Source organism: Blastomonas sp. RAC04 (assembly GCF_001713435.1).
In the GTDB taxonomy this organism is placed as follows: domain Bacteria; phylum Pseudomonadota; class Alphaproteobacteria; order Sphingomonadales; family Sphingomonadaceae; genus Blastomonas; species Blastomonas fulva.
Map to the genome: position 1 here is coordinate 3,537,622 of NZ_CP016460.1, position 21,313 is coordinate 3,558,934.

Annotated in this window: 25 protein-coding genes; 22 read left to right on the forward strand and 3 right to left on the reverse strand. The window is 66.7% G+C overall.

Annotation, left to right across the window (positions count from 1 at the left end):
- Positions 1-9: 9 nt before the first annotated feature.
- Positions 10-549: an invasion associated locus B family protein gene (locus BSY18_RS17400; RefSeq protein ID WP_054136519.1), complete on the forward strand. Its 540-nt coding sequence runs from the start codon at positions 10-12 to the stop codon at positions 547-549.
- A 14-nt stretch (positions 550-563) separates the two neighbouring features.
- The gene (locus tag BSY18_RS17405; protein WP_054136518.1) at positions 564-986 is read left to right on the forward strand and encodes a VOC family protein; all 423 of its coding nucleotides are present in this window, start codon (positions 564-566) and stop codon (positions 984-986) included.
- Between the two features lie 6 nt (positions 987-992).
- Here the strand turns inward: BSY18_RS17405 and BSY18_RS17410 are convergent, their stop codons facing one another.
- Positions 993-2,306 (reverse strand): hypothetical protein, encoded by a 1,314-nt coding sequence (locus BSY18_RS17410; protein WP_171900268.1) that lies wholly within the window; start codon positions 2,304-2,306, stop codon positions 993-995.
- A 176-nt stretch (positions 2,307-2,482) separates the two neighbouring features.
- Between BSY18_RS17410 and BSY18_RS17415 the strand changes: the two genes are divergently transcribed.
- The 6 genes from BSY18_RS17415 (at position 2,483) to BSY18_RS17440 (ending at position 10,281) form a co-directional block, all read left to right on the forward strand.
- Positions 2,483-4,027, forward strand: a complete 1,545-nt coding sequence (locus tag BSY18_RS17415) for a DUF389 domain-containing protein (RefSeq protein WP_083231539.1) — start codon at positions 2,483-2,485, stop codon at positions 4,025-4,027.
- Positions 4,028-4,120: 93 nt separating this feature from the next.
- Complete coding sequence (locus BSY18_RS17420) at positions 4,121-5,557, forward strand: glycosyl transferase family protein (protein WP_236823397.1); 1,437 nt, start codon at positions 4,121-4,123, stop codon at positions 5,555-5,557.
- A 31-nt stretch (positions 5,558-5,588) separates the two neighbouring features.
- Positions 5,589-6,719 carry a hypothetical protein gene (locus BSY18_RS17425; protein WP_069051327.1) on the forward strand — a complete coding sequence of 377 codons (1,131 nt, stop codon included), beginning with the start codon at positions 5,589-5,591 and terminating at the stop codon, positions 6,717-6,719.
- Positions 6,720-6,793: 74 nt separating this feature from the next.
- Entirely contained in the window at positions 6,794-7,711 is a 918-nt protein-coding gene (locus BSY18_RS17430) for a sulfite exporter TauE/SafE family protein (RefSeq protein ID WP_054136516.1), read from the forward strand.
- Positions 7,708-8,469: a TIGR02186 family protein gene (locus BSY18_RS17435; protein WP_054136515.1), complete on the forward strand. Its 762-nt coding sequence runs from the start codon at positions 7,708-7,710 to the stop codon at positions 8,467-8,469. Before BSY18_RS17430 ends, BSY18_RS17435 begins: the two co-directional genes overlap by 4 nt.
- Before the next feature lie 105 nt (positions 8,470-8,574).
- Positions 8,575-10,281 carry an ATP-binding protein gene (locus tag BSY18_RS17440; RefSeq protein WP_083231540.1) on the forward strand — a complete coding sequence of 569 codons (1,707 nt, stop codon included), beginning with the start codon at positions 8,575-8,577 and terminating at the stop codon, positions 10,279-10,281.
- On the opposite strand, the gene BSY18_RS17445 is transcribed toward BSY18_RS17440, so the two are convergent.
- Both BSY18_RS17445 and BSY18_RS17450 read right to left on the reverse strand, forming a co-directional pair.
- Entirely contained in the window at positions 10,282-11,022 is a 741-nt protein-coding gene (locus BSY18_RS17445; RefSeq protein ID WP_069051328.1) for a 7-carboxy-7-deazaguanine synthase QueE, read from the reverse strand.
- Between the two features lie 114 nt (positions 11,023-11,136).
- Positions 11,137-11,976 carry a TorF family putative porin gene (locus BSY18_RS17450; RefSeq protein WP_069051329.1) on the reverse strand — a complete coding sequence of 280 codons (840 nt, stop codon included), beginning with the start codon at positions 11,974-11,976 and terminating at the stop codon, positions 11,137-11,139.
- 312 nt (positions 11,977-12,288) lie between these two features.
- Between BSY18_RS17450 and BSY18_RS17455 the strand changes: the two genes are divergently transcribed.
- The 14 genes from BSY18_RS17455 (at position 12,289) to gp17 (ending at position 21,310) form a co-directional block, all read left to right on the forward strand.
- Positions 12,289-12,675, forward strand: a complete 387-nt coding sequence (locus BSY18_RS17455; protein ID WP_069051330.1) for a hypothetical protein — start codon at positions 12,289-12,291, stop codon at positions 12,673-12,675.
- Positions 12,676-12,731: 56 nt separating this feature from the next.
- Complete coding sequence (locus BSY18_RS17460) at positions 12,732-13,265, forward strand: MmcB family DNA repair protein (RefSeq protein ID WP_082382491.1); 534 nt, start codon at positions 12,732-12,734, stop codon at positions 13,263-13,265.
- A 120-nt stretch (positions 13,266-13,385) separates the two neighbouring features.
- On the forward strand, positions 13,386-13,907 hold the full coding sequence (locus BSY18_RS17465) for a hypothetical protein (protein ID WP_069051331.1): 522 nt from the start codon (positions 13,386-13,388) through the stop codon (positions 13,905-13,907).
- Positions 13,904-15,232, forward strand: coding sequence for a DNA-packaging protein (locus BSY18_RS17470; RefSeq protein ID WP_069051332.1), 1,329 nt, complete (start codon positions 13,904-13,906; stop codon positions 15,230-15,232). The genes BSY18_RS17465 and BSY18_RS17470 overlap by 4 nt, the downstream gene beginning before the upstream one ends.
- Position 15,233: 1 nt before the next feature.
- Positions 15,234-16,370, forward strand: a complete 1,137-nt coding sequence (locus BSY18_RS17475) for a phage portal protein (protein ID WP_069051333.1) — start codon at positions 15,234-15,236, stop codon at positions 16,368-16,370.
- A complete protein-coding gene (locus BSY18_RS17480; RefSeq protein WP_335617672.1) occupies positions 16,367-16,678 on the forward strand; it encodes a DUF6127 family protein in 312 nt (103 codons plus the stop codon). The genes BSY18_RS17475 and BSY18_RS17480 overlap by 4 nt, the downstream gene beginning before the upstream one ends.
- Complete coding sequence (locus BSY18_RS17485; RefSeq protein ID WP_054136507.1) at positions 16,675-17,061, forward strand: HK97 family phage prohead protease; 387 nt, start codon at positions 16,675-16,677, stop codon at positions 17,059-17,061. Before BSY18_RS17480 ends, BSY18_RS17485 begins: the two co-directional genes overlap by 4 nt.
- Positions 17,062-17,166: 105 nt before the next feature.
- Positions 17,167-18,372 (forward strand): phage major capsid protein, encoded by a 1,206-nt coding sequence (locus BSY18_RS17490; RefSeq protein WP_236823398.1) that lies wholly within the window; start codon positions 17,167-17,169, stop codon positions 18,370-18,372.
- A gap of 137 nt (positions 18,373-18,509) precedes the next feature.
- Positions 18,510-19,682, forward strand: a complete 1,173-nt coding sequence (locus tag BSY18_RS17495) for a tail fiber domain-containing protein (RefSeq protein WP_069051334.1) — start codon at positions 18,510-18,512, stop codon at positions 19,680-19,682.
- Positions 19,669-19,827, forward strand: coding sequence for a hypothetical protein (locus BSY18_RS21300; RefSeq protein ID WP_171900269.1), 159 nt, complete (start codon positions 19,669-19,671; stop codon positions 19,825-19,827). Before BSY18_RS17495 ends, BSY18_RS21300 begins: the two co-directional genes overlap by 14 nt.
- A 49-nt stretch (positions 19,828-19,876) precedes the next feature.
- Entirely contained in the window at positions 19,877-20,158 is a 282-nt protein-coding gene (locus tag BSY18_RS17500; RefSeq protein ID WP_054136505.1) for a phage fiber-tail adaptor protein, read from the forward strand.
- Positions 20,158-20,700, forward strand: a complete 543-nt coding sequence (locus BSY18_RS17505; RefSeq protein ID WP_054136504.1) for a head-tail connector protein — start codon at positions 20,158-20,160, stop codon at positions 20,698-20,700. The genes BSY18_RS17500 and BSY18_RS17505 overlap by 1 nt, the downstream gene beginning before the upstream one ends.
- Positions 20,697-20,921: a hypothetical protein gene (locus BSY18_RS17510; protein WP_150126319.1), complete on the forward strand. Its 225-nt coding sequence runs from the start codon at positions 20,697-20,699 to the stop codon at positions 20,919-20,921. Before BSY18_RS17505 ends, BSY18_RS17510 begins: the two co-directional genes overlap by 4 nt.
- Positions 20,918-21,310 (forward strand): tail completion protein gp17, encoded by a 393-nt coding sequence (gp17, locus tag BSY18_RS17515; RefSeq protein WP_054136503.1) that lies wholly within the window; start codon positions 20,918-20,920, stop codon positions 21,308-21,310. The genes BSY18_RS17510 and gp17 overlap by 4 nt, the downstream gene beginning before the upstream one ends.
- The last annotated feature ends 3 nt before the right edge of the window (positions 21,311-21,313 follow it).

The following is a 21,313-nucleotide window of genomic DNA, read 5'->3' on the forward strand; positions in this document are numbered from 1 at the left end:
ATTGATCCGATGCACGTCATGCTTCGCACCCTTGCCGCTGTTGCACCCGCCCTGCTGATCTGCGCGCCGCTGGCCGCCCAGACCGCGGCGCCTGCTGCTCCGGCCACTCAGCCGATCACGCCCAAGAAGGTCGCCGATGGTGCCAAGCCATGGACCACCGGGTGCAAGGGCACGGGCGAAGCGGAAATCTGCGATACCGTCCAGTCGCTGATCGACGAGGCCAATGGCAAGGAAGTGATCCGCGTGGCCATCGCCAAGCAGAAATCCTCGGGCAAGACCGGGCTGCTGGTCAAGGTTCCGCTGGGCGTTCGGCTGGATACCGGCGCTTTGATGCAGATCGATGGCGATCAGGCCAAGGGCATCGACAAGATCGTGTTCAGCCGCTGCCTGCCCGAAGGCTGCATCGGCGAGAAGCCGCTGGCACCGGCCGATATCGATCACCTCAAGAAGGCCCAGAAGCTCGAGCTGGTCTTCCTCGATCTGGAAGGCAAGCCGATCGTGATCAGCGTAGTCGCGACCGGGCTGGGTGCAGCGCTGGCGACCTTCTGACGCGTTCGCCGATCATGGCCATCAGACCCTTTCACCTCGCGTTTCCGGTCGACGATCTGGCGGCGGCGCGCAGCTTCTATCGCGACGTGCTGGGTTGCGGCGAGGGGCGGTCTTCCGATCAGTGGATCGATTTCGACCTGTTCGGTCACCAGATCGTCGCGCATCTCGATCCTGCCGCCAGCAGGGCCGACGCGCACCACAATCCGGTCGACGGGCATGATGTGCCGGTGCCGCATTTCGGAGTAGTGCTGACCATGCCCGACTGGCAGGCGCTGGCCGAGCGGTTGCGCGCTGCGGGCACGCGCTTCGTCATCGAACCGCACATCCGCTTTGCCGGGCAGGTGGGCGAGCAGGCGACGATGTTCTTCCACGATCCGGCAGGCAATGCGCTGGAGTTCAAGGCCTTTGCCGACGACGCGATGCTGTTCGCGAGCTGAGCCCGTTTATTGCACCGCCAGATCTGAAGGCAGCGTCGGTTCGCTGATCACCCGCTCCATAGCCGCCCAGCGTGCCTTGGTGTCGGACCCGGCGGCCTCGACGAACTCCTGCACCATGTCCTGGCCCAGGCCATAATTGATGACATAGCTGCGATAGGTGTCGGTAAAGCCGATCGACTGCTTGGCGCGCGCCTCGCTCATCAACTGATACTTCTGCGTCAACGCGATTGCCTGGGCGCGATCGATCTGGCCGTCGAGATACAGCTGCGCAATGGTGAAGCGCGCTCCGCGCAAACCCGTCAGCGCCGTTTGCAGCCGGGCGAGCCGCGCGGCATCGGTGGTCGCAAGACCCGCCAGCGGATAGAGCTCGCGCATCTCGAAGGCGAGCTTTTCATTGCCCGGGAAGGCGAGGTCTATGCCGTAATTGGCCGATCCCTCGGCGATCAGGCTTTGCGGGCTGTAGAGCGGATAGACGCTGTATTCCATCCAGCCACGCGCGCGCATCAGCCGCTGTTCGAGCAGATAGTTGAGCGCGTGGTGGCCCGGATAGCCCTCGTGACAGCCCAGATCGACCGCGCGGCTGATGCGGATGGGCAGATCGGTGTTGATCTGGATCAGGCTGGCAAGGTTGCCCTGATAATAATTGTAGCCGCTCCATGGCTTGCCGGTGACGAACTCCATGCGGAAGCTCTCGCCTTCGGGCAGCGGGATGTGCGCGGCGGTGCGCGCGCGGCATTCGGCGATCGCGCGGTCGAACACGGGCTTGAGCCGGTCGGCGGGGATGACGAAGCGCTCCTGAAACGCATCGACCCGCTCGGCGAGCGTGCCGGGGCCCGGGAGCAGCGTCTCGATCTCGGCCAGCACCGGATCATAGCTTTCCAGCGGGCGGATGTCGGGAGTGGCACCGAACAGCCCGAGCGATTCCTCGCGGAAGCTCAGCTTCTCGCCGCGCAGCATGCGCAGACGGGTGCGTGCGGCGTTAAGCTGCGCGCGCAGGAAGGTCGCGCGGCGCCGGACCAGAGGCTCGCGGGCGGAGACATCGACAGCGGCGAGGGTCTGATCCAGGCCATCGACCGCCTGCGCGAGCGCCGGCAGTGCACGCGGCGCGGCCTCGGCGGCGCGCTTCCATTCGGGAGGGCCATAATAGGCATCGATATAGCCGTCCTCATGCGTGCCGATTTCCAGCGACAGCATGACATATTGCCGGGCGATGGCATCGAGCGGATCGGCGGGTGCTGCGGTCTGCGGCGCGGGCTTGGGGGCGCAGGCAGCCATCAGCAGCAACAGCGCCAACAGGCCGAAACGGTTGATCCTGATCATCAGCGCATGTCACCTTTCGTTGGTCTGCAGGCCCGTGATTCCGCTTGCGGCGCAGGCGGCCTAAGCCCGATCGCGCCCTTGCCGGGTCCGGCGGGTCTGGCACGGCTGCGGATATCCGTCTATCGCCAATGGCAAGGCCGGTCCACCCTTGGCCGAGACGCTTATGGTGAGATGACATGACCGACCAACCCGCGCCCAGCGCTGAAACCCCGAGGGCCAGGCGTCTGTCGTCGACCATGGGCGAGTTGGCAACGCGAGTTGCAGGGCCGCTGGGCAGCTGGTGGCGTGGCACGGTGATCCCCTCGATCGAGCACCGCGCGGTGATCGCCAAGGTCGATGACGAATCCAGCCTGACCCCACGTTATGCGTTCATGATCCTGATGTCGGCGGGCATCGCGGTGCTGGGGCTGCTTCTGTCCTCGCCTGCGGTCGTCATCGGCGCGATGCTGATCTCGCCGCTGATGGGGCCGATCATCGGCCTGGGCTTCGGCATGGCGCTGGTAGATGGCAACGAGATCCGCCGGACCGCGATGACGCTGGCCGGCGGGGTGCTGCTGGCGGTGCTGTTCACCGCGCTGGTGGTGTTCTTCTCGCCGATCAAGGACATCACGCCCGAGATCGCGGCGCGCACCCGCCCCAACCTGTTCGACCTGCTGGTGGCGCTGTTCTCCGCGCTCGCCGGAGCCTATGCGATGATCCGCGGGCGCGAGGGTACCATCGTCGGAGTGGCGATCGCCACCGCCTTGATGCCGCCGCTCGCTACGGTCGGCTTCGGCCTGGCGACACTCAACGGGACCGTGTTCTTCGGCGCGCTGCTGCTGTTCGTCACCAACCTGATGACCATCGCCATTGCTGCCGCGGTGATGGCGCGGCTCTACGGCTTCGGGCCCAAGCTGACCAGCCGGCAGAGCGGGGTGCAGGCGGTGATCATCACCGCAGCGTTCCTGGCGCTGGCAATCCCGCTGGGCTATTCGCTCAGCCAGATCGCATGGGAAGCGCGTGCGCAGCGCCAGGCACGCGATGTGCTGGCCGAGCAATTTCCCGGCCAGGCCAAGATCGACCAGCTCGATATCGATTTTTCGAGCGACCCGCTGATCGTCCGCGCAACGATCCTGACCCCGGAATATCGCACCAACGCTGCCCGGCTGGGCGAGGGCGCGCTGCAAAAGGCACTGGGGCGACCGGTCAAGCTCAGCCTTGACCAGTTCCGCGTCGGCACGGCGGCGGGCGATGCGGAAGCGGCGCAACTGGCATCGGCATCGGCGCGCGAAAAGGCCAGCAAGGAACGCGCGGCGGTGGCGATGGTCGGGCGCGAGATGGCGATCCTCGCGGGGGTTTCCCCCGATGCGGTGCTGGTCGACCGAGACAAGAGGCTGGCGCAGGTGCGTGCAACGCCTCTCCCGGGAGCAAGCCTTGCCACCTATCGCGCGCTGGAACAGCGCATGGCGCAGGCCGAGCCGCAATGGCAGATGCAGCTGATCCCGCCGCCGCTGGCGTTGCCGTCGATCCGGTTCGAAGGTGACGAGCCCAGTTCCGCCGGCGCAACCGACCTTGCGCTGGCGATCTGGGCGGCGCGGCGCACCGGACTGTCGGTGAACGTCGGCGGCGAGGGCGCAGCTGCCGATTATGTTTTGACGAAGTTGCGCGAAGCAGGCATTGAAGTACAGAGCAACGGATCGCGCAATTCTGACGGATCCATTCCGGTGGATTGGGCGCTTTGACAGGGTCGTGACCGACCCGCCGGGGGGCACTGCTTGGGACCGATCGAACAGGCATGGGGCGACGCACAGTGTTCGACGCTGGCCTGTCACCTTTTGGCCTGGACCGACTTGCTGGCAACCGAACTTCTTCTGTTCGCCGGGATCTGGTTCTTCATCGGCGCGGTGGATGATCTTGCGCTCGACGGCGTCTGGCTGTGGCAGCGGCTTTTCGGCAGGCGTGATGGCCAGGATGCTCCGCTGACCTTCGACAGCACGCCGCGCGATGCGGCGCCCGACCCGTCCCCCCGGCATGCGGTGTTCGTTCCCGCCTGGGATGAAGCCGATGTGATCGGCGACATGGTCGGCCATTGCCTGCATCGCTGGCGGCAGGAGAATTACCGCCTCTATATCGGCGTCTATGCCAATGATCCCGCCACCGGCTTTGCCGCCTTGCGCGGCGCGCGGGGGGATGGCCGGGTGCGCATCGTGCCGCTGGAAATCACCGGACCCAGCTCCAAGGCCGATTGCCTCAATCGCATCTGGCTTGCGATGCGCGCGGACGAGCGCGAGAAGGGCTTCGCCTTTGCCTCGGTGGTGCTGCACGATGCCGAGGATGTCGTCCATCCCGACGAGTTGCGGGTGTACGACCGGCTGCTGGGCGGGCACGCCTTTGTCCAGCTTCCGGTCAATCCGCTGATCGATCCGGCAGCGCCGCTGGTCAGCGGTCATTATGCCGACGAGTTTGCCGAAGCGCATGTCCGCGCGATGCCGGTGCGCAGCCGCCTGGGTGTCGCGATGCCGTGCGCGGGCGTGGGCTGCGGGTTTGCGCGCGACACGCTGCAGGCGCTGGCCGATGCATCGGCCGAGCAGGGACCGTTCGCCACCGACAGCCTGACCGAGGATTACGAGCTGGGCATCCGCATCCACGAGGCGGGCGGGCGCGGCGTGTTTGTCCGCGCGCGCGACGACAAGGGTGAGCTGATCGCCACGCGGGCCTTCTTTCCCGGTGATCTGACCGCCTCGGTGCGGCAGAAGACGCGCTGGACGATCGGCATCGCGCTCAGCGGCTGGGATCGCACCGGCTGGAGCGGCGGGGTTGCGGACATCTGGATGCGCGCGCGCGACCGGCGATCGGTGCTGTCCGCGCTGGTGCTGGTGAGCGCGTATCTGGGGCTGCTGTGCTGGCTGATCGTCAGCGCAGGCGGCATTCTGGACTGGTATGCCCCGCCGCCGCTGGACCCGGCCTTTCGCCTGCTGCTGATCGTCAACGGGCTGGCGCTGGCGTGGCGGGTGCTGGTGCGGGCGCTGTGCACCGGATGGCAATATGGCGCGCGTCAGGCGCTGTGGTCAATTCCGCGCGCGCTGGTGGGCAATATCATCGCGGTGATGGCCGCACGCCGCGCGCTGCTGGCCTATGCTGCCAGCCTTGGCGGAACGCCGCTCCCCTGGGACAAGACGCGCCACCACATTCCCGCGGCACCCGGACCGTTCGAGATCCCCGGGCCGGTCTTGCGGCTGGTGGGCGATCGGCCAGAGGCTGGCAGTGAATAGCGTCAGGCCGCAGCATCGGCCGCGGCGCGCGATGCGCGGCCAGCCGCTGCTGTTTCTGGGCACCGTCGTGCTGTTGTGGTGCGCGGCGCGGGTAATCCATCATCTGCCGGAAAACCCTGCGCAGCGCGCCGCGCCGTCTGCGCTCGAATTCGCGAACTCGTGGCAACCTGCCGCTGTGCAGCAGACGCATGCGCAGCCGGTGCTGGCGGGCGCGCTGGCCATGATCGGCCTGCCTGGTCCTGCTCCCCGAACGACGGCGAGGCTGGGGGCGCTCGGACCCCCGCAGCTTCGGGGCACAGATGCTGCTGCAAGCCTCGATTTCGATGTCGCGATGGCCCATCACCTGGCGTGGGTGGAAAGCCTGACCGCCTCTACCGGGCCCTCGGGTCGGCTGCGTTCGCCGTTGATCGACGCACCCTTGCTGATCGAGCCCGAGCGCGCCGCGCAGCCGCCCGCTGGAACGGGGGCGAGCGCTGTCGGCCTGTCGCGCGATAAACGCTGGTCGGTCTATGGCTGGTCGCTGCTGCGGCAGGGCGGGAGCGATCGGACGCTGGCGCCGGGCGCGCAGTATGGCGGCAGCCAGGCGGGGCTGATCGTGCGCTATGCGCCGGGCCAGGGTCCCTTGGCACCGGTGTTCTATGCGCGCGCGGCGACCGCGCTGGAAAGCGGCGACGACCGCAGCCTGGCGCTTGGCGTGATGACGCGGCCCTGGGGAGCGGTCCCGGTCGATCTGGCGCTGGAGCGGCGCTTCGGGCTTGGTCAGGGCCAGCGCGACCGGTTTGCCGCGATGCTGGTGGCGGGCGGTGGCGCCGCGCTCGAGCGCAGCAGCATCTGGCTGGATTCCTTTGCGCAGGCGGGCGTGGTCGGCTTGCAGGAGCGCCAGGGCTTTTTCGACCTGCAGTTGCTCGCGACGCGGCAGGTGGCGGTGCAGGACCGGCACAGCCTGTCGCTGGGCGGCGGGCTGTGGGCGGGCGGGCAGCAGGAACTGGATGCCTCGGGCGACAAACGCTGGGTCCACCGCGTCGATCTGGGCCCGCGCGCTTCGGTCGCCTTGCCGGTGGGGGACAGCCAGATGACGTTCGCGCTGGACTGGCGCCAGCGGATCGATGGCAATGCCCAGCCCGCGTCGGGCGCGGCGCTTACCCTGTCCACCGGTTTTTAGCGGCGGAACGCACCAGCAAGGTCGCGTGCCCCCTTCTGCTGACAGCGTAAAGCGTCTAGCGTCGCGCGCATATCATGGACGTCTATCTTCCCATTGCGAATCTGTCGGTCAACGCGCTCGTCATCATCGGGCTGGGCGGACTTGTCGGTATACTGTCGGGGATGTTCGGGGTGGGTGGCGGGTTTCTCACCACGCCGCTGCTGATCTTCTACGGCATCCCGCCGACGGTCGCTGCGGCTTCCGCTTCCACCCAGGTCACCGGATCGAGCGTGTCGGGGGTGATCGCCTATAGCCGCCGCAAGGGGGTGGATTATCAGATGGGCGGTGTGCTGGTGGTTGGCGGCATCATGGGCACATTTGCCGGTGCCGCGCTGTTCCGCGTGCTCCAGCAGCTGGGCCAGATCGATACCGTGATCAACATAGTCTATGTGCTGCTGCTGGGGTCGATCGGCGGGCTGATGGCGCGCGAAAGCCTGGCGAGCGTGCTGGCGATGCGGCGCGGCGAGCGGCTGCCGGCCAAGAAGCGGCGGCACCATCCGCTGGTTGCCAATCTGCCGCTGCGCTGGCGGTTCTACCGCTCGGGCCTCTATATCTCTCCGCTTGCACCGCTGATCCTGGGCTTTGCCACCGGCATCCTGACCATCCTGCTGGGCGTCGGCGGCGGCTTCGTGATGGTGCCTGCGATGCTGTACCTGCTGGGCATGGGCGCACAGGTGGTGGTTGGCACCTCATTGTTCCAGATCCTGTTCGTCACGCTTGCATCCACCATGGTGCACAGCCTGACCACCAAGGCGGTGGACATCGTGCTGGCGGTGCTGCTGCTGATCGGCAGCGTGACCGGCGCGCAGATCGGCGCGCGGTTTGCACAGAAGTTGCCACCCGAATATCTGCGGCTGCTGCTCTCGGTGCTGGTGCTGCTGGTCGCGCTGCGGCTGGGGATTGGCCTCGGCTTTCGCCCGGCGGAAATCTATTCGGTCGAGCTGCTGCAATGAGGCTGGCGCGGCTCCTGGCGGCGCTGCTGGGCGCATGGCTGCTGACTGCAGCGAGCGAGCCGGTGCTGGTGCCCGAAGTGTCGCAGCGCGACATCCAGATCAAATACGGGTTTACCGGTGCAGAGCTGCTGCTGTTCGGCGCGATCGTCTATCCCGGCGGCACCCCGCCATCGGGGGACAGCGATATCGTAGTGATCCTCAAAGGCCCGCCCCAATCGATCATCCTGCGCGAAAAGCAGCAGATTGCAGGCATCTGGATCAACGCTGCCAGCACCGAGTTCCGCTCGGCCCCTGCCTATTACGCGCTCGCCTCTTCGCGCCCGATCGAGAAGATCGTCGATAAGCGCACCGCTGCGATCTACGAATTCGGCCTCGGCAATCTGCAGCTCTCGCCAGCAGGGTCGATCGACCCCAAGGAGCAGCGGCGCTTCCTGTCCGGGCTGGTCGATCTCAACCGTCGCGAAGGGCTGTATAAGCAGCAGGAAGGCAGCGTCGAGATTCTGGAGGACGTGCTGTATCAGGCGCGGCTGTCGATCCCCGCCAGCGTGCCCACCGGAATGTACACTGCTGAGACCTTCCTGGTGCGCGACGGTCAGGTGCTCGCTGCTGCGGTGCGCGAGATCGAGGTGCGCAAGTTCGGGTTCGAGCGGTTTGTCGCGACAATGGCCGAATATCAGCCGTTCTTTTATGGCGTCAGCGCGGTTCTGGTCTCGCTGCTGCTCGGCTGGATCGGCGGCGTGGTGTTCCGCAAGATCTGAGACGGCCCTCGTGGCAAGCGCCAAACCCTTCGGCATAGAGGGAAAATTTACCCAACCGGGCTAGGAGCGAGCTGTACTTGCTTCAGAAAGGCACCGGACGGCGCGATGGTTGAGCTGAATCCCCGCAATTTCCAGGACCGCGCGCCAGCCGCTCCTGCTGATCTTCCCGCCATGCCCCGGATGGCACCGCGCCCCGCAGAGCACCTCAAGATCGGCGAGGTCGTCGAGATCGCCGGATCGAGCTCGCAGGTGCTGCTCGATGCCAGCCGTCTGGCCACGCTGACCGACCATAACGATCCCAGCGTGTCGATGGCAGGCCAGGTGGGCAGCCAGGTCAAGATCCGCATGGGGTCGCGCTGGCTGGTCGCCAATGTCCGCACCCAGCGCATGCATCAGCGCGAGGCCGGGCTGATCGTCTGCCAGATCGACTTTCTGGGCGAGGGCGAAGAGGAAAAGCTCACCGGCCGGATCTTCAATTTCCGCCGCGGGGTGACGCGCTATCCGGTCCCCGGCACGCCATTGTTCGCGATGACGAGCGCCGACCTCAAGCAGGTCTATGCCGCCGATTCGCGTCCGCATATCGAGATCGGCACGGTATACCCCACCGCCGACACCCGCGGCGCGCTGTATGTCGATGCGCTGCTGGGCAAGCACTTCGCGCTGCTGGGTTCGACCGGTACCGGCAAGTCCACCGCCGCAGCGCTGATCCTGCACCGGATCTGCGACATGATGCCCGATGGCCATATCGTCATGATCGATCCGCATGGCGAATATTCCACCGCCTTCAGCGAGAATGGCGCGCTGTTCGATGTCGGCAATCTGGCGATGCCGTACTGGCTGATGAACTTCGAGGAGCATTGCGAGGTGTTCCTCACCTCTTCGGGCGCGGACCGGCAGACCGATGCCGAGATTCTCGCCAAGTGCCTTCTGTCCGCCCGGATGAAGAGCAAGGCGGCGATCAACGCCTCGCGAGTGACCGTCGACACCCCGATCCCCTATATGCTGTCCGATCTTGTCGCCAACATCCAGAACGAGATGGGTAAGCTGGACAAGGCGACATCGAGCGCGCCGTTCCTGCGGATCAAGGGCAAGATCGAGGAGATGAAGGCCGACCCGCGCTATACCTTCATGTTCTCAGGCATGCTGGTGGGCGACAATATGGTCGACTTTATCGCGCGGATTTTCCGCATGCCAGCCGAGGGCAAGCCGATCTCGATCATCGACGTGTCGGGCGTGCCGTCCGACATTACCTCTACCGTCGTGGCGGTGCTCAGCCGCATGGTGTTCGACTTCGCGATCTGGAGTCGCAAGGACAAGATCACCCCGGTGCTGCTGGTGTGCGAGGAAGCGCACCGCTACATCCCGTCCGACCGCGTGCTCGAGCACAGCGCGGTGCGCAACGTGCTAAGCCGCATTGCCAAGGAAGGCCGCAAATACGGCGTCTCGCTGGGCCTGATCACCCAGCGCCCGTCCGATCTGTCCGAAGGCGTGCTGTCGCAATGCGGGACCATCATCGCGATGCGCCTCAACAACGACCGCGACCAGGCGCATGTCCGATCGGCGATGCCCGAAGGCGCGCGCGGGTTCCTCGATTCGATTCCCGCGCTGCGCAACCGCGAGTGCATCATCTGTGGCGAGGGCGTGTCGATCCCGATCCGCGTGGCGTTCGACGATCTGGCCGAGGCGCGGCGTCCGGCATCGGACGATCCGCTGTTCAGCAGCCTGTGGTGCGAGCGCGGCGGCGAGATGGAAATGGTTTCGCGGGTGGTCAGTCGCTGGCGCAACCAGGGCAACCAGTCCGGCCAGCGCTGATCAGGTTCCGCGCGTATCGCCGTACAGGTGGATGTGCAGCCGGTCGGTGAACCGCCATCCACGATCGAGGCACAAAGGCGCAAGCCAGTGCGCGCGCTGCTGCAGCACGGCAGGGCTGGTGCCCTCGGGCATCAGCAGGATGCGCTCGGCCGCGATAGCATATTGGCTGGCCAGTGCGGCAATCTCGCCGGCATCTTCAGGGCTCGCCACCACGAACTTGAACCATGCGCGCGGGTCGCGGGCATAGCCCGCCAGGCTCGTCTCGTTCACCCTGAGGTCTGCGGCATTGCCCGAATGCGCGAGCTTGGGTGACAGGTTCAGCTGATCGACATGCGCATCGAAGGCAGCCGTCAGCGCGACCGTGCCGTTGCTCTCGATCTCGATATGATAGTCCGGCCCCAAAAGGGCGCACAGGGCAGCCAGCGCGGGCTGCTGCAGCAGCGGCTCGCCTCCGGTGAAGACGATGTGGCGACACCCGAATTCTGCGATGCGCCGGGCCACCTCGGCAATGTCCAGTGTCAGGCTGTTCTCGCGCCGGACAAAGGTCTCGCATCCGCGATGCCTGGCGTTATGCCCGGTGAAATACCAGGTATAGGGCGTGTCGCACCACAGACAGGCCAGGTTGCACCCCGACAACCGCACAAACACCGATGGTCTGCCCAGCGAGATCCCTTCGCCCTGCAGCGAATGGAATATCTCGGGTTCTCCGGGATGGACAGTGGCAAGGCGCAGGCTGGTCATGGCTCCCGGCCCTTAGCGAAAAATCTTCCGCCTGCCAAAAAAAGTGGCCGCACCTGTCACAGACAGATGCGGCCACACCCCCCAATGGCAAAGTCAGGAGTGAACAGACCCCGATCAGAAGGCCGCGGTGACCCCGAACACGATCGTCGAATCGGCGATCTGGCCGCCGCCGGTGCGGAACTTCTGGAAGTTCGGAAGCAGATAGGCCGATTCGGCGCGTCCGATGTCGGTATCGACATAGCTCACGCTCAGCGTCAGCGGTCCGTAGACATTGACCGACGCGCCAACCGAATAGTCCCAGTATTCGCCGGTCGGCGTCACGCTGGTGCCGTTGGGGCCAAGGCCCGGATTGCCTTCCGAATAGCCGATATGCGCGGTCAGGCTGACCGGAGTGTCGGGGATGGCGAAGCTCGCATCACCGGAGAGATACAGGTTGTCCTCTTTCTGACCGCGGCTGAACGGCGTGTTCGAGAAGTTGCCCAGCGCTTCCTGCTTGGGGGCGTAATAGACAGCGGCGGTCAGCGAGACCGGCCCTGCGGTGCCCTTCAGCTTGGCATAGCCTTCGAAGAAGTCGGTGTTGTCGAAGCCGTCGGGGTACATGTACCACGTCACGCCTACATCGATGCCGGCCGAGCCGATCGTGGTGGCATAGCCTGCGAACAGGTCGACCTCGAGGTTCGGACCGCCAAAGGTACCCCAACCGGCAAGGTTGGAACCCCAGGTGCCGGCGTAGAAGCCCGATTCGTGGCTGACGGTGAAGCCGCCCTGAAGCGCGACGCCTTCATCGGACTGCGAAACGCCGCGGAAGCGGTAGTCAGAGACAAGGCCGACAGAGCCGGAGATGGTCACCGGCGGCGAGGCCTCTTCCTCCTGCGCGAACGCAGGGGTGGCAACAGCCGACGATACGAGAACGGCGAGGCCAGCAAGGCCCCGGTGGAATATGGACGTACGCATGTTTTTCCTTTCAACTGGATGCGTTTCGTCCCGCCTGCGCTGCGATGGCGACCCTCTGTTCTTGCGGCGTCCCTGTGCGCCGTGATGGGGTGCTCATAATCAGCGACAGCAATGCTGCCGTGTCATGCTGCGCTGCACAAGAGAAAAATGCCAAAATTATGACATTGGTTGAAAGAATGTGTCTTTCGCGTCACGCTGAACAGACCATATCGGACCTATACAGAGCTGTGCTTTATCACCGCGATCGCGCGTGTGCGCAGTATCCTTGCGAATTAGAGCGGTGTTAACCGGGGCGCCTTATTGCCTTAGGCTATGTTTGCTCCGCTCTCCCCGATCCTGGCGGCTGATGATGGCGCCGATGCCCAGGCGCAGGTCGTGCTGGGCCAGTTCGAATCGATGACGCCGGTGCTCGCGGTGATCGCCCGGCTTGCCGGGGTCGCGCCCCAGGCTCGCGCAGGGCTGCTCGAACAGAGCGCAGACCTGTCGGCTGTCCTCGCATCGCTGCCGCCCGAACGGATGCGGTTTGCCGCGGAGCAGCTGGAGACATTGGGCATGGTGTTGCAGGCAGGGCTGATCGCGCTCGAGAATGCGCGGACCACAGGACGGTTCAACCGCGCCACCGCGCTGCTGCTCCACGCCGAAGCCTCCGGTCTGTATCGCGACATTCTCCAAGACCTCGGCCGTAGCGGACACCATTGAGCGCGGTCCTGCGCGACCGGCTTTCCTTTGTTCCCGTTTTGTATTAGCAAGGCGGCATGACCGACACCCGTTTCCATGCTGCCTCCATCGTGGCGGACGACCCGCTCCCTCCCGTTCCGACCGACATCTGCGGCCTGCCTCAGGGTGCAGCAGCGGTTGCGCGCGGCATCGCCCGTTTGTTCCGCCGCAACCAGATCTGGGTGGCGCCGGAGATCGCGCTGCCCAATGGACGCCGTGCCGACCTGATGGGGCTGGATTCGCGCGGCGCCATCGTGATCGTCGAGATCAAGGTTTCGCGCGCCGATCTGCTGGGCGATGCCAAATGGCCCGAATATCTCGACCATTGCGACCGCTTCTACTGGGGCTTGCCGCCGTCGCTCGATGCCGCCCTGGTCCAGTCGCCTGCGTTTCTGCCGGACACGACCGGGCTGATCATTGCCGATGCCTACGATGCCGAGATCGTTCGCCCCGCTGCAACCCGCCCGCTGGCGCCCGCACGCCGCAAGAGCGAGACCGCGCGGCTGGCCTGCCTTGCGCTGCGACGGCTCAACCTGCTGCACGATCCGGCAGCCCCGGGCGAACCCTACTGATAACCAGATAGGTTATTAATACTTGACATCGTAACGCTGATATGGCACAAAACCTGAACATCGAGATGGAGCGAGTCGGGCAGATGGCCTGACGGGCGGCTCCTGCGGTGTCCCTTCTTCATGCTTGTCGCTGTTCTGCGCGGAGATGCCTGTTTGTCCGATACCGTGTCGGAGGAATGCCTGTGGGCGTTTCTCGATCATCTGGCTGAGACGTCGAACGTTTCGGTGGCGGCGAAGCGTGCCGGGGTGTCGCGCTCGGCGGTGTACCGGTTGCGCGCGAGCAGCCCCGCCTTTCGCGCGGGCTGGCAGTCGGCGATTGCCACCGGGTATGACGAGCTCGAGTTCCGGATGCTCAAGACCGCGCGCTTCGGCACGTTGAAGCCGGTGAAGCGTCCCGATGGCAGCATCGGGCGCGCCACCGAATATGACGATGCCCAGGGCCTCAAGCTGCTGATGGCGTACAAGGCCAATCTCGAAAAGGCGGGCGCCGACAAGGGGCGGGGCGAAGGCGCCGGCGATGCGGCGTCCGCCCGCGCGGCGCGCGATCAGCTCGCCGCCACGCTCGAGCAGATCCGCCAGCGGCTCGATGCCTCGACCGGCGCGGGCAGCACAGATGATCCAGACGCGGCGTCGCAGACATGAACGGACGCTCGCTGGCCGAACGGCTGGCGGCGATGCCGGCGGCTGCGGCGCGGCGCTATATCGACGGGCTCAGCGATCCTGCTGTGCAAGGCCTGGCGCATCACTGGCAGTTCTGGGCGCGGCCCGAACAGCTGGCACCCGATGGCGTCTGGCGCATCTGGCTGATCATGGCCGGGCGCGGCTTCGGCAAGACGCGGGCGGGGGCCGAATGGGTGCGCAGCATTGCCGAGGCTGATCCCGATGCGCGGATCGCGCTGGTCGCGGCGAACCTGGCCGAGGCGCGCAGCGTAATGGTCGAGGGGCAAAGTGGTCTTCTGGCCATCGCGCCTGATGCCATGCGGCCACACTGGGAGCCTTCGCTGCGCCGGTTGCGGTGGCCGGACGGGGCGCAGGCGACGCTGTTTTCGGCCGCAGAGCCCGAGAGCCTGCGGGGGCCCGAGCACAGCCATGCGTGGTGCGACGAGATTGCCAAATGGGACAACGCCTCGGGCCGCGCGATGGCGGCGTGGGACAACCTGCAGCTGGGCCTGCGCGTCGGTGCGCTGCCGCAGATCGCGGCAACGACCACACCGCGCGCGGTGCCTCTGGTGCGGCATCTGCTCGCCGATCCGGCGGTGGTGATCAGCCGGGGCAGCAGCCATGCCAACCGCGCCAACCTGCCGCCCGCGTTCCTGGATGCGGTCCAGCGCCATTATGGTGGGACCACGCTGGGGCGGCAGGAGCTCGACGGCGAACTGCTCGACGATATCGAAGGCGCCTTGTGGAGCCGCAGCCTGATCGAGGCGTGCCGGGTGCGCTGGAGTGCGCAAGGGTTGGAGCGGGTGGTGGTCGGGGTAGATCCGCCTGCCGGGTCGTCGGGCGATGCGTGCGGGATTATCGTGTGCGCGCTGCTCGAGGACGGGCGAGCGGCGGTGCTGGCAGACTGCTCGGTCGAACGCGCCTCGCCCGAAGGCTGGGCACGTGCGGTGGCGCGGGCGTCGGAACAATGGAATGCCGACCGCATCATCGCCGAGGCCAACCAGGGCGGCGAGATGGTGGGCGCGGTGCTGCGCGCATCGAACATCGCGCTGCCGGTGCGGCTGGTGCATGCCAGCCGTGGCAAGGTGGCGCGGGCCGAACCGGTCGCGGCGCTATACGAGGCGGGAAGGGTGGTCCACTGCGGCACCTTTGCGCGGCTGGAAGACGAGATGTGCGGGCTGATGACCGGCGGCGACTATCAGGGGCCGGGTCGCTCGCCCGACCGCGCCGACGCCCTGGTCTGGGCGCTGACCGAACTGATGCTGGGACGGCGCGGCACCCCGCGCATCCGCTCACTGGAGAACTGACATGGGATATTGGAAGGATCTGGCGCTCGCGCTGAAAGGCGCGAGAACCGAACGGCCGTCTCTGGCGCGCGCGTATACCAGCCCATGGAGCCTGGCTCTCGCCGATCCGCCTTTCTCTTATGCCGAGCTGGTTCGCAGCGCCTATTGCGACAACCCGATCGCGCAACGCGCGGTGCGGCTGGTGGCTGAAGGGGTGGGCGGTGCGCCGATCACCGCGTCCGATCCTGTGATGGCGGCACTGGTGGCCACCACCAGCGCAGGACAGGGACTGCTCGAAACGCTGGCGGCGCATCTGCTGCTTCACGGCAACGGCTATGTGCAGATCCTGCGCGATGCCGATGGCCGCCCGGCAGAGCTTTATGCGCTGCGCCCCGACCGGGTGACGATCGAGCCCGATGGGCGCGGCTGGCCGGTGGCCTATGTCTATCGCGTCGGCGATACCGCGACGCGGCTGGCGGCGCAGGAGGGCGATGGCGCGCCGGTGATCGTACATATCAAGGGCTTCCACCCTACCGATGACCATTACGGCCTGGGCTGCCTGGGCGCGGCGGCGCGCGCAGTGGCAGTGCACAATGCCGCCAGCCGCTGGAACCAGGCGCTGCTCGACAACGCCGCGCGGCCCTCGGGCGCTCTGGTCTATCGGCCCGACGAGCCGGGCGGGGTGCTCTCGCCCGACCAGTTCACGCGGCTCAAGGCTGAACTCGAGGCGAGCTTTGCAGGCCACGCCAATGCCGGGCGGCCGATGCTGCTCGAAGGCGGGCTGAGCTGGCAGAGCATGGCGCTGTCGCCTGCGGACATGGATTTCGTGGCACTCAAATCGAACGCCGCGCGCGAGATCGCGCTCGCCTTCGGGGTGCCGCCGATGCTGCTCGGTCTGCCCGGCGACAATACCTATGCCAACTACCGCGAGGCCAATCGTGCGCTGTGGCGGCTGACTTTGCTGCCGCTCGCGGACAAGATCACCGCCGCAATCGCACAGGGCCTTGGCCATTGGTGGCCCGATGCGGCGCTTGGCGTCGATCAGGACAAGGTGCCTGCGTTATCCGAGGACCGCGAGCGGTTGTGGCTGCAGGTCGGCGCGGCAGATTTTCTTTCGCCGGAGGAAAAGCGCGCGATGCTGGGAATCGGAAAACCATGATGGACAATGAGGACATGCTCGCCACCCTGATCGCGCAGGCGGCGGAAGAAGGCGCGGACCTTGGGTCGCTGCGCGCGATTGTCGAGGAATCGGGCGATCTGGGAGCGCAGCGCGCTCTGGCGCGGATCGGGCTCGATGACGCTCGCGCCGGGCAGGACATGCGCGAGCTGCGCGAACTGCTGCAGGCATGGCGCGATGCGCGCTCGGGGCTGTGGGGCGCGACGTTCGACAAGTTCGTCCGCGCGCTGATGGCGATCCTGCTGGCAGCGCTCGCGGTGCAACTGGGCGTTGGAGACATCGTCCAGTGACGCTGCGCTTTGCAGGTTATGCCGCATTGTTCGACCGGATCGATCGCGGCGGCGACATCGTGCGGCGCGGGGCTTTTGCAGGGTCGCTGGGCACAGGCGAACTGCCTTTGCTGTGGCAACACCGGCCCGATCAGCGCATCGGGAGCATCCGCCATGCAAGCGAGGACCGGCGCGGGCTGCGTGTCATTGCGGCGCTCGATCCTGATGCGCACGATGCGCTCGCCGGCCTGCGCAGCGGCAGCGTCACCGGGCTAAGCTTTGGCTACCGCGTCCGCCGCGCGCAGGGCCGCGCACCGCGCGAGCTGATCGAACTCGATCTGGTCGAGGTGAGCCTGGTGACACTGCCGATGATGCCGGGCGCGAAGGTTCACATGCTGCGCTGAACGCCGCGAGAGAATTTGACCATCATTCCCCCGCTCCGGCGGGGTTTTTCATGCCTGAAATCCGGGGGTGGTCCCCGTGTGATCCGTGAACTGAAGGAAAAGCTTATGGAAATGCCCCCGAACCCGATGGTACTGAAGGCCGATGCCGATCCGCTGGAGGCGTCGTTCGACGCCATTCTCGACGCCGAAGACCAGGCCGAGCGCATTGCCGCGCTCGAAAACGGGCTCGACGGTGTGCGCAGCGATGTCGATGGGCTGAAGGCCGAAGGCGCAACGATGCGCGAGCGGATCGAGCGGCTGGCGCGTTCGAGCGGACGTCCCTCGCTTGGCGGCGGCGACGGCATGGCGCCCGAGACCAAGAGCTTCGTCGACCAGTATCTGCGGCGCGGTCTGGAAACCGGGGTCAAGAGCTTTACCGCGACCACTGGCCCAGATGGCGGCTATGCAGTGCCGCGCGAGATCGATGCGCTGATCGCGCGCACGCTCGCCGATATCTCGCCAATCCGAGCCATTGCCTCTGTCGTGCAGACCGGAACCGCGGGCTATCGCAAGCTGGTGACCACCGGCGGCACGCCCTCGGGCTGGGTCAGCGAGGTGGCGGCGCGGCCCGAGACCGATACGCCTGCCTTTGCCGAGATCGCCCCGCCCTCCGGCGAGCTTTATGCCAACCCGGCAGCCAGCCAGGCGATGCTCGACGATGCCGCGTTCGATGTCGAAAGCTGGCTGGCAGGCGAGATCGCCGAGGAGTTCGCGAGGGCCGAAGGCGCCGCGTTCGTGAACGGCACCGGCACCAACCAGCCGCGCGGGTTCCTGAATGGGACGCCGACCACGCAGGACGATGCCGCGCGCGCCTTTGGTGTGCTGCAATATGTCGCCGCCGGAGCGGATGGCAATTTCGCCAGCAGCGATCCGCAGGACCGACTGGTCGATCTGGTCCATGCGCTGCGTCCCGCATACCGTCAGGGCGCGAGCTTCGTGATGAACTCCTCGACGCTGGCGCGCATCCGCAAGATGAAGAGCGATGACGGCGCATTCCTGTGGCAGCCTTCGCTGGCGGCGGGGCAGCCCGCGACTTTGCTCGGCTATCCTGTGGTCGAGGCCGAGGACATGCCCGATATCGCATCGAACAGCCTGTCGATCGCGTTCGGCAACTTCCGCGCCGGCTATCTGATCGCCGAACGCAGCGCGACAACGATCCTGCGCGATCCGTTCACCAACAAGCCGTTCGTGCATTTCTATGCGACCAGGCGGATCGGCGGCCAGGTGATGAATGCGCAGGCGATCAAGCTGATGAAGTTCGCCGCCAGCTGACCGGCTGCAGCGGCTTTACGTTACCCATCCGATTGCCGGTTGCCCGCACGGGCGCATCGGCAAGGGTGCCCGCGCGGGTCCTCCCCGCCCGCGCGGGCATTTCGCGCTGCGCGTGATCCATCAAGGACAGCTTTGACATGCCCGATCTCTTCTTTGCCGATCTGGTGCGCGAGAGCAGCACCGGTATCGGAACCGGTGCGCTGCCGCTCGATGGCGCGACGCCCGGCCATCGCCGCTTCGCCGATTGCGTGCCGCCTGGCAGCCGCTTTCATTATGCGATCGCCGGCGTCACCCACGAACAGCAAAGGGAGGTGGGCGAGGGCGAGCTGACGGACGGAGCGCTGGCCCGGATCGAAACGCTTGCCTCGTCCGCCGGCAATGATCCGGTCGATTTTCTCCAGGGGCTCAAGATCGTCACGCTGACGGTGGCGTCGGCCTGGTTCGCCGCGCGCGACGACCGCAGCGGGCACAACCATGACGCGATATCCTTCGCCGATGGCAGCGCCGCAGCGCCCGCGATCGGCTTTGCCGGTGACAGCGACACCGGGATGTTCCATCCGGCGGCGAACAGCCTGGGCTTCGCCATCGGGGGTGCAGAGGCAGCGCGCTTTGCCGCTTCGGGCGGGCTTGGCATCGGCACCCAGACCCCGGTGGGCGCGCTGCACATCCGCTGGAACGGCTATGATCCCTTCGGCAATGCGACCTCGGCGATGACGCTCGACGGGGCCTATGGCGGCGGCCTGATCTTCAAGGATGGCGCGGGCTATGTCGGGCTGTGGGCGACCGAGGGGGGCAGCGCGTTCAACGTCAGCCTGGGGGGCGTTGGTCACATGCATGCGCTGCAGATCACGCCCAGCTTCGTGCGACCGGCTTTCGATACCGCGCTGGCGCTGGGCCAGGCGGAGCATAGGTTTTCCCAGCTGTATGCGATGACCGGCACGATCAACACCTCGGACGCCGCCGACAAGCTCTGGCAGGGGGCGCCCGATGCGCAGGAAATCGCCGCCGGGCGCGCACTGATGGCGGAACTCGGGTTCTTCCAGTGGCTGGATGCCGTCGAGGCCAAGGGCCCGCAGAACGCGCGGCGGCATTTCGGGCTGCGCGCGCAGAACGCCTTTGCGATCCTCGCGGAACATGGCCTCGACTGGCGGCGCTATGGCTGGTGCTGCCACGACCGCTGGTCCGATGATGATGGCGAACACGAGCGCTTCGGAATCCGGTCCGATCAGCTGGCGCTGTTCCTGATGGCGGTGCTCGCGCACGAGACCGGCCTGACCGCGCCTTCGGAGACACCCGATGCTGCGGGGTGATCCGGTGGCTGGGGCTGCGCTCGCCAGTGCAGGGCCGCGCCGCGGCACCGCCGCGGCGCTGGGGCCGCTCGCAGACACCGTCCGCCCCGGCCATCGGGGCATGGCAGCGCGCGGGCTTCGGGCGATGACCCCGCGCCGCCCGTGAGTCAGCACCGTCCTGCGCCAATCGGCCCTGCCAGAAAGAGGATGAAGCCATGAGCCTGTTCGTCAAGGATCCGGACAGCCGGATCGATTATCGCATCGATTGGGGCGCCGCCTATCTGGGTGACACCCTGATCGTTGCCAGCAGCTGGTCGGTATCGCCCGTGCGCGCCGGCGGTCTCGCGGTGGCGGCATCCTCGCATGATGGCCGCAGCGCCAGTGCAACGCTGACCGGCGGGGTGGCCGGCGCGAGCTATGCGCTGATCAACCGCGTGACGCTGTCCAATGGCGAGATCGACGAGCGTTCGGTCGCCGTCCGGGTGGAGCAACGCTGATGGCGATGATCACCAGCGAACCCGTTGCCCTCGCACCGCTCGCGCTCGCCGAGGTCAAGGCGCATCTGCACATCACCCGCGATGCCGACGATGCGGTGCTGACCGGGCATCTGCGCAGCGCAGCAGCCTTGTGTGAACAGTTCATCGGCCAGTCGGTACTGCAGCGCCCGCACCGCGAGACCCTCGCCGTGGCGCGCGACTGGCAAACGCTGGCCGCTCAGCCGGTGGTTGCGATCACCGGGGTGACCGGCATCACTGCTGACGGATCGAGCCTGGCTCTGGCGAGCGATGCCTATGCAATCGCCCTGGATGCCGATGGCTCTGGCCGGGTGCGGGTGCTGCGACCGGGATCGGCAAGCCGCATCGAGGTGCAATATTCCGCCGGGATCGCCTCGCACTGGGGCGACCTTCCCGAGCCGCTCAGGCAGGGGATCATCCGGCTGGCGGCGCATGTGCATCTGGCGCGCGATGGCGCTGGCGATGCAGGTCCGCCCGCATCGGTCAGCGCGCTGTGGCGGCCCTGGCGGGTGGTGCGGCTGTGAGCGCGCAGGGTTTCGGCCGCGTGCTGCTGCGACAGGCAACGCGGATCGGCGCACGACGCGCGGAGACCGTGGCGCAGCGGCTGTGCGATGAGGTCGGCGTGATCCTCCCCGACATCCGCATCTGGCGGGAGGGCACACGCGTGCGCCTGGGCGCGCGCGGCCTGCGTCGGCGCTGGACCACCGATGCAGCCCTGCGCTGGCTGGGAAGGTTGCTGCGATGAGCTTGGAACAGGATTTTGCCCGCGCCGCGATCGACTGGCTGGCGGGCGATGCCGCGCTGGTGGCGCAGGTCAACGGCGTCTTTCATCGGAGCCCTGCTCGGATCGCCGCGCCCTATGTGGTGCTGGAGGATGTGCTGGCGACCGACTGGAGCACCAAGGACCGGCCCGGTCGCGAGGCGCGGCTGGCGTTCACCATCCGCGATGGATCGGACGATTCCGGCCCTGCAGCGGCGATCACCGCCGCGCTCGAGGCACGGCTCGCTGCCATGCCGCCCACCGGTGGCGGCTATCGGATGGTCAGCCTCTCGCCGCTGCGCAGCCGCACGCTGCGGATCGATGCCCTGTGGCTCGTCACGCTCGATTACCGGGCGCGGCTCCTGCAATTGTGATGA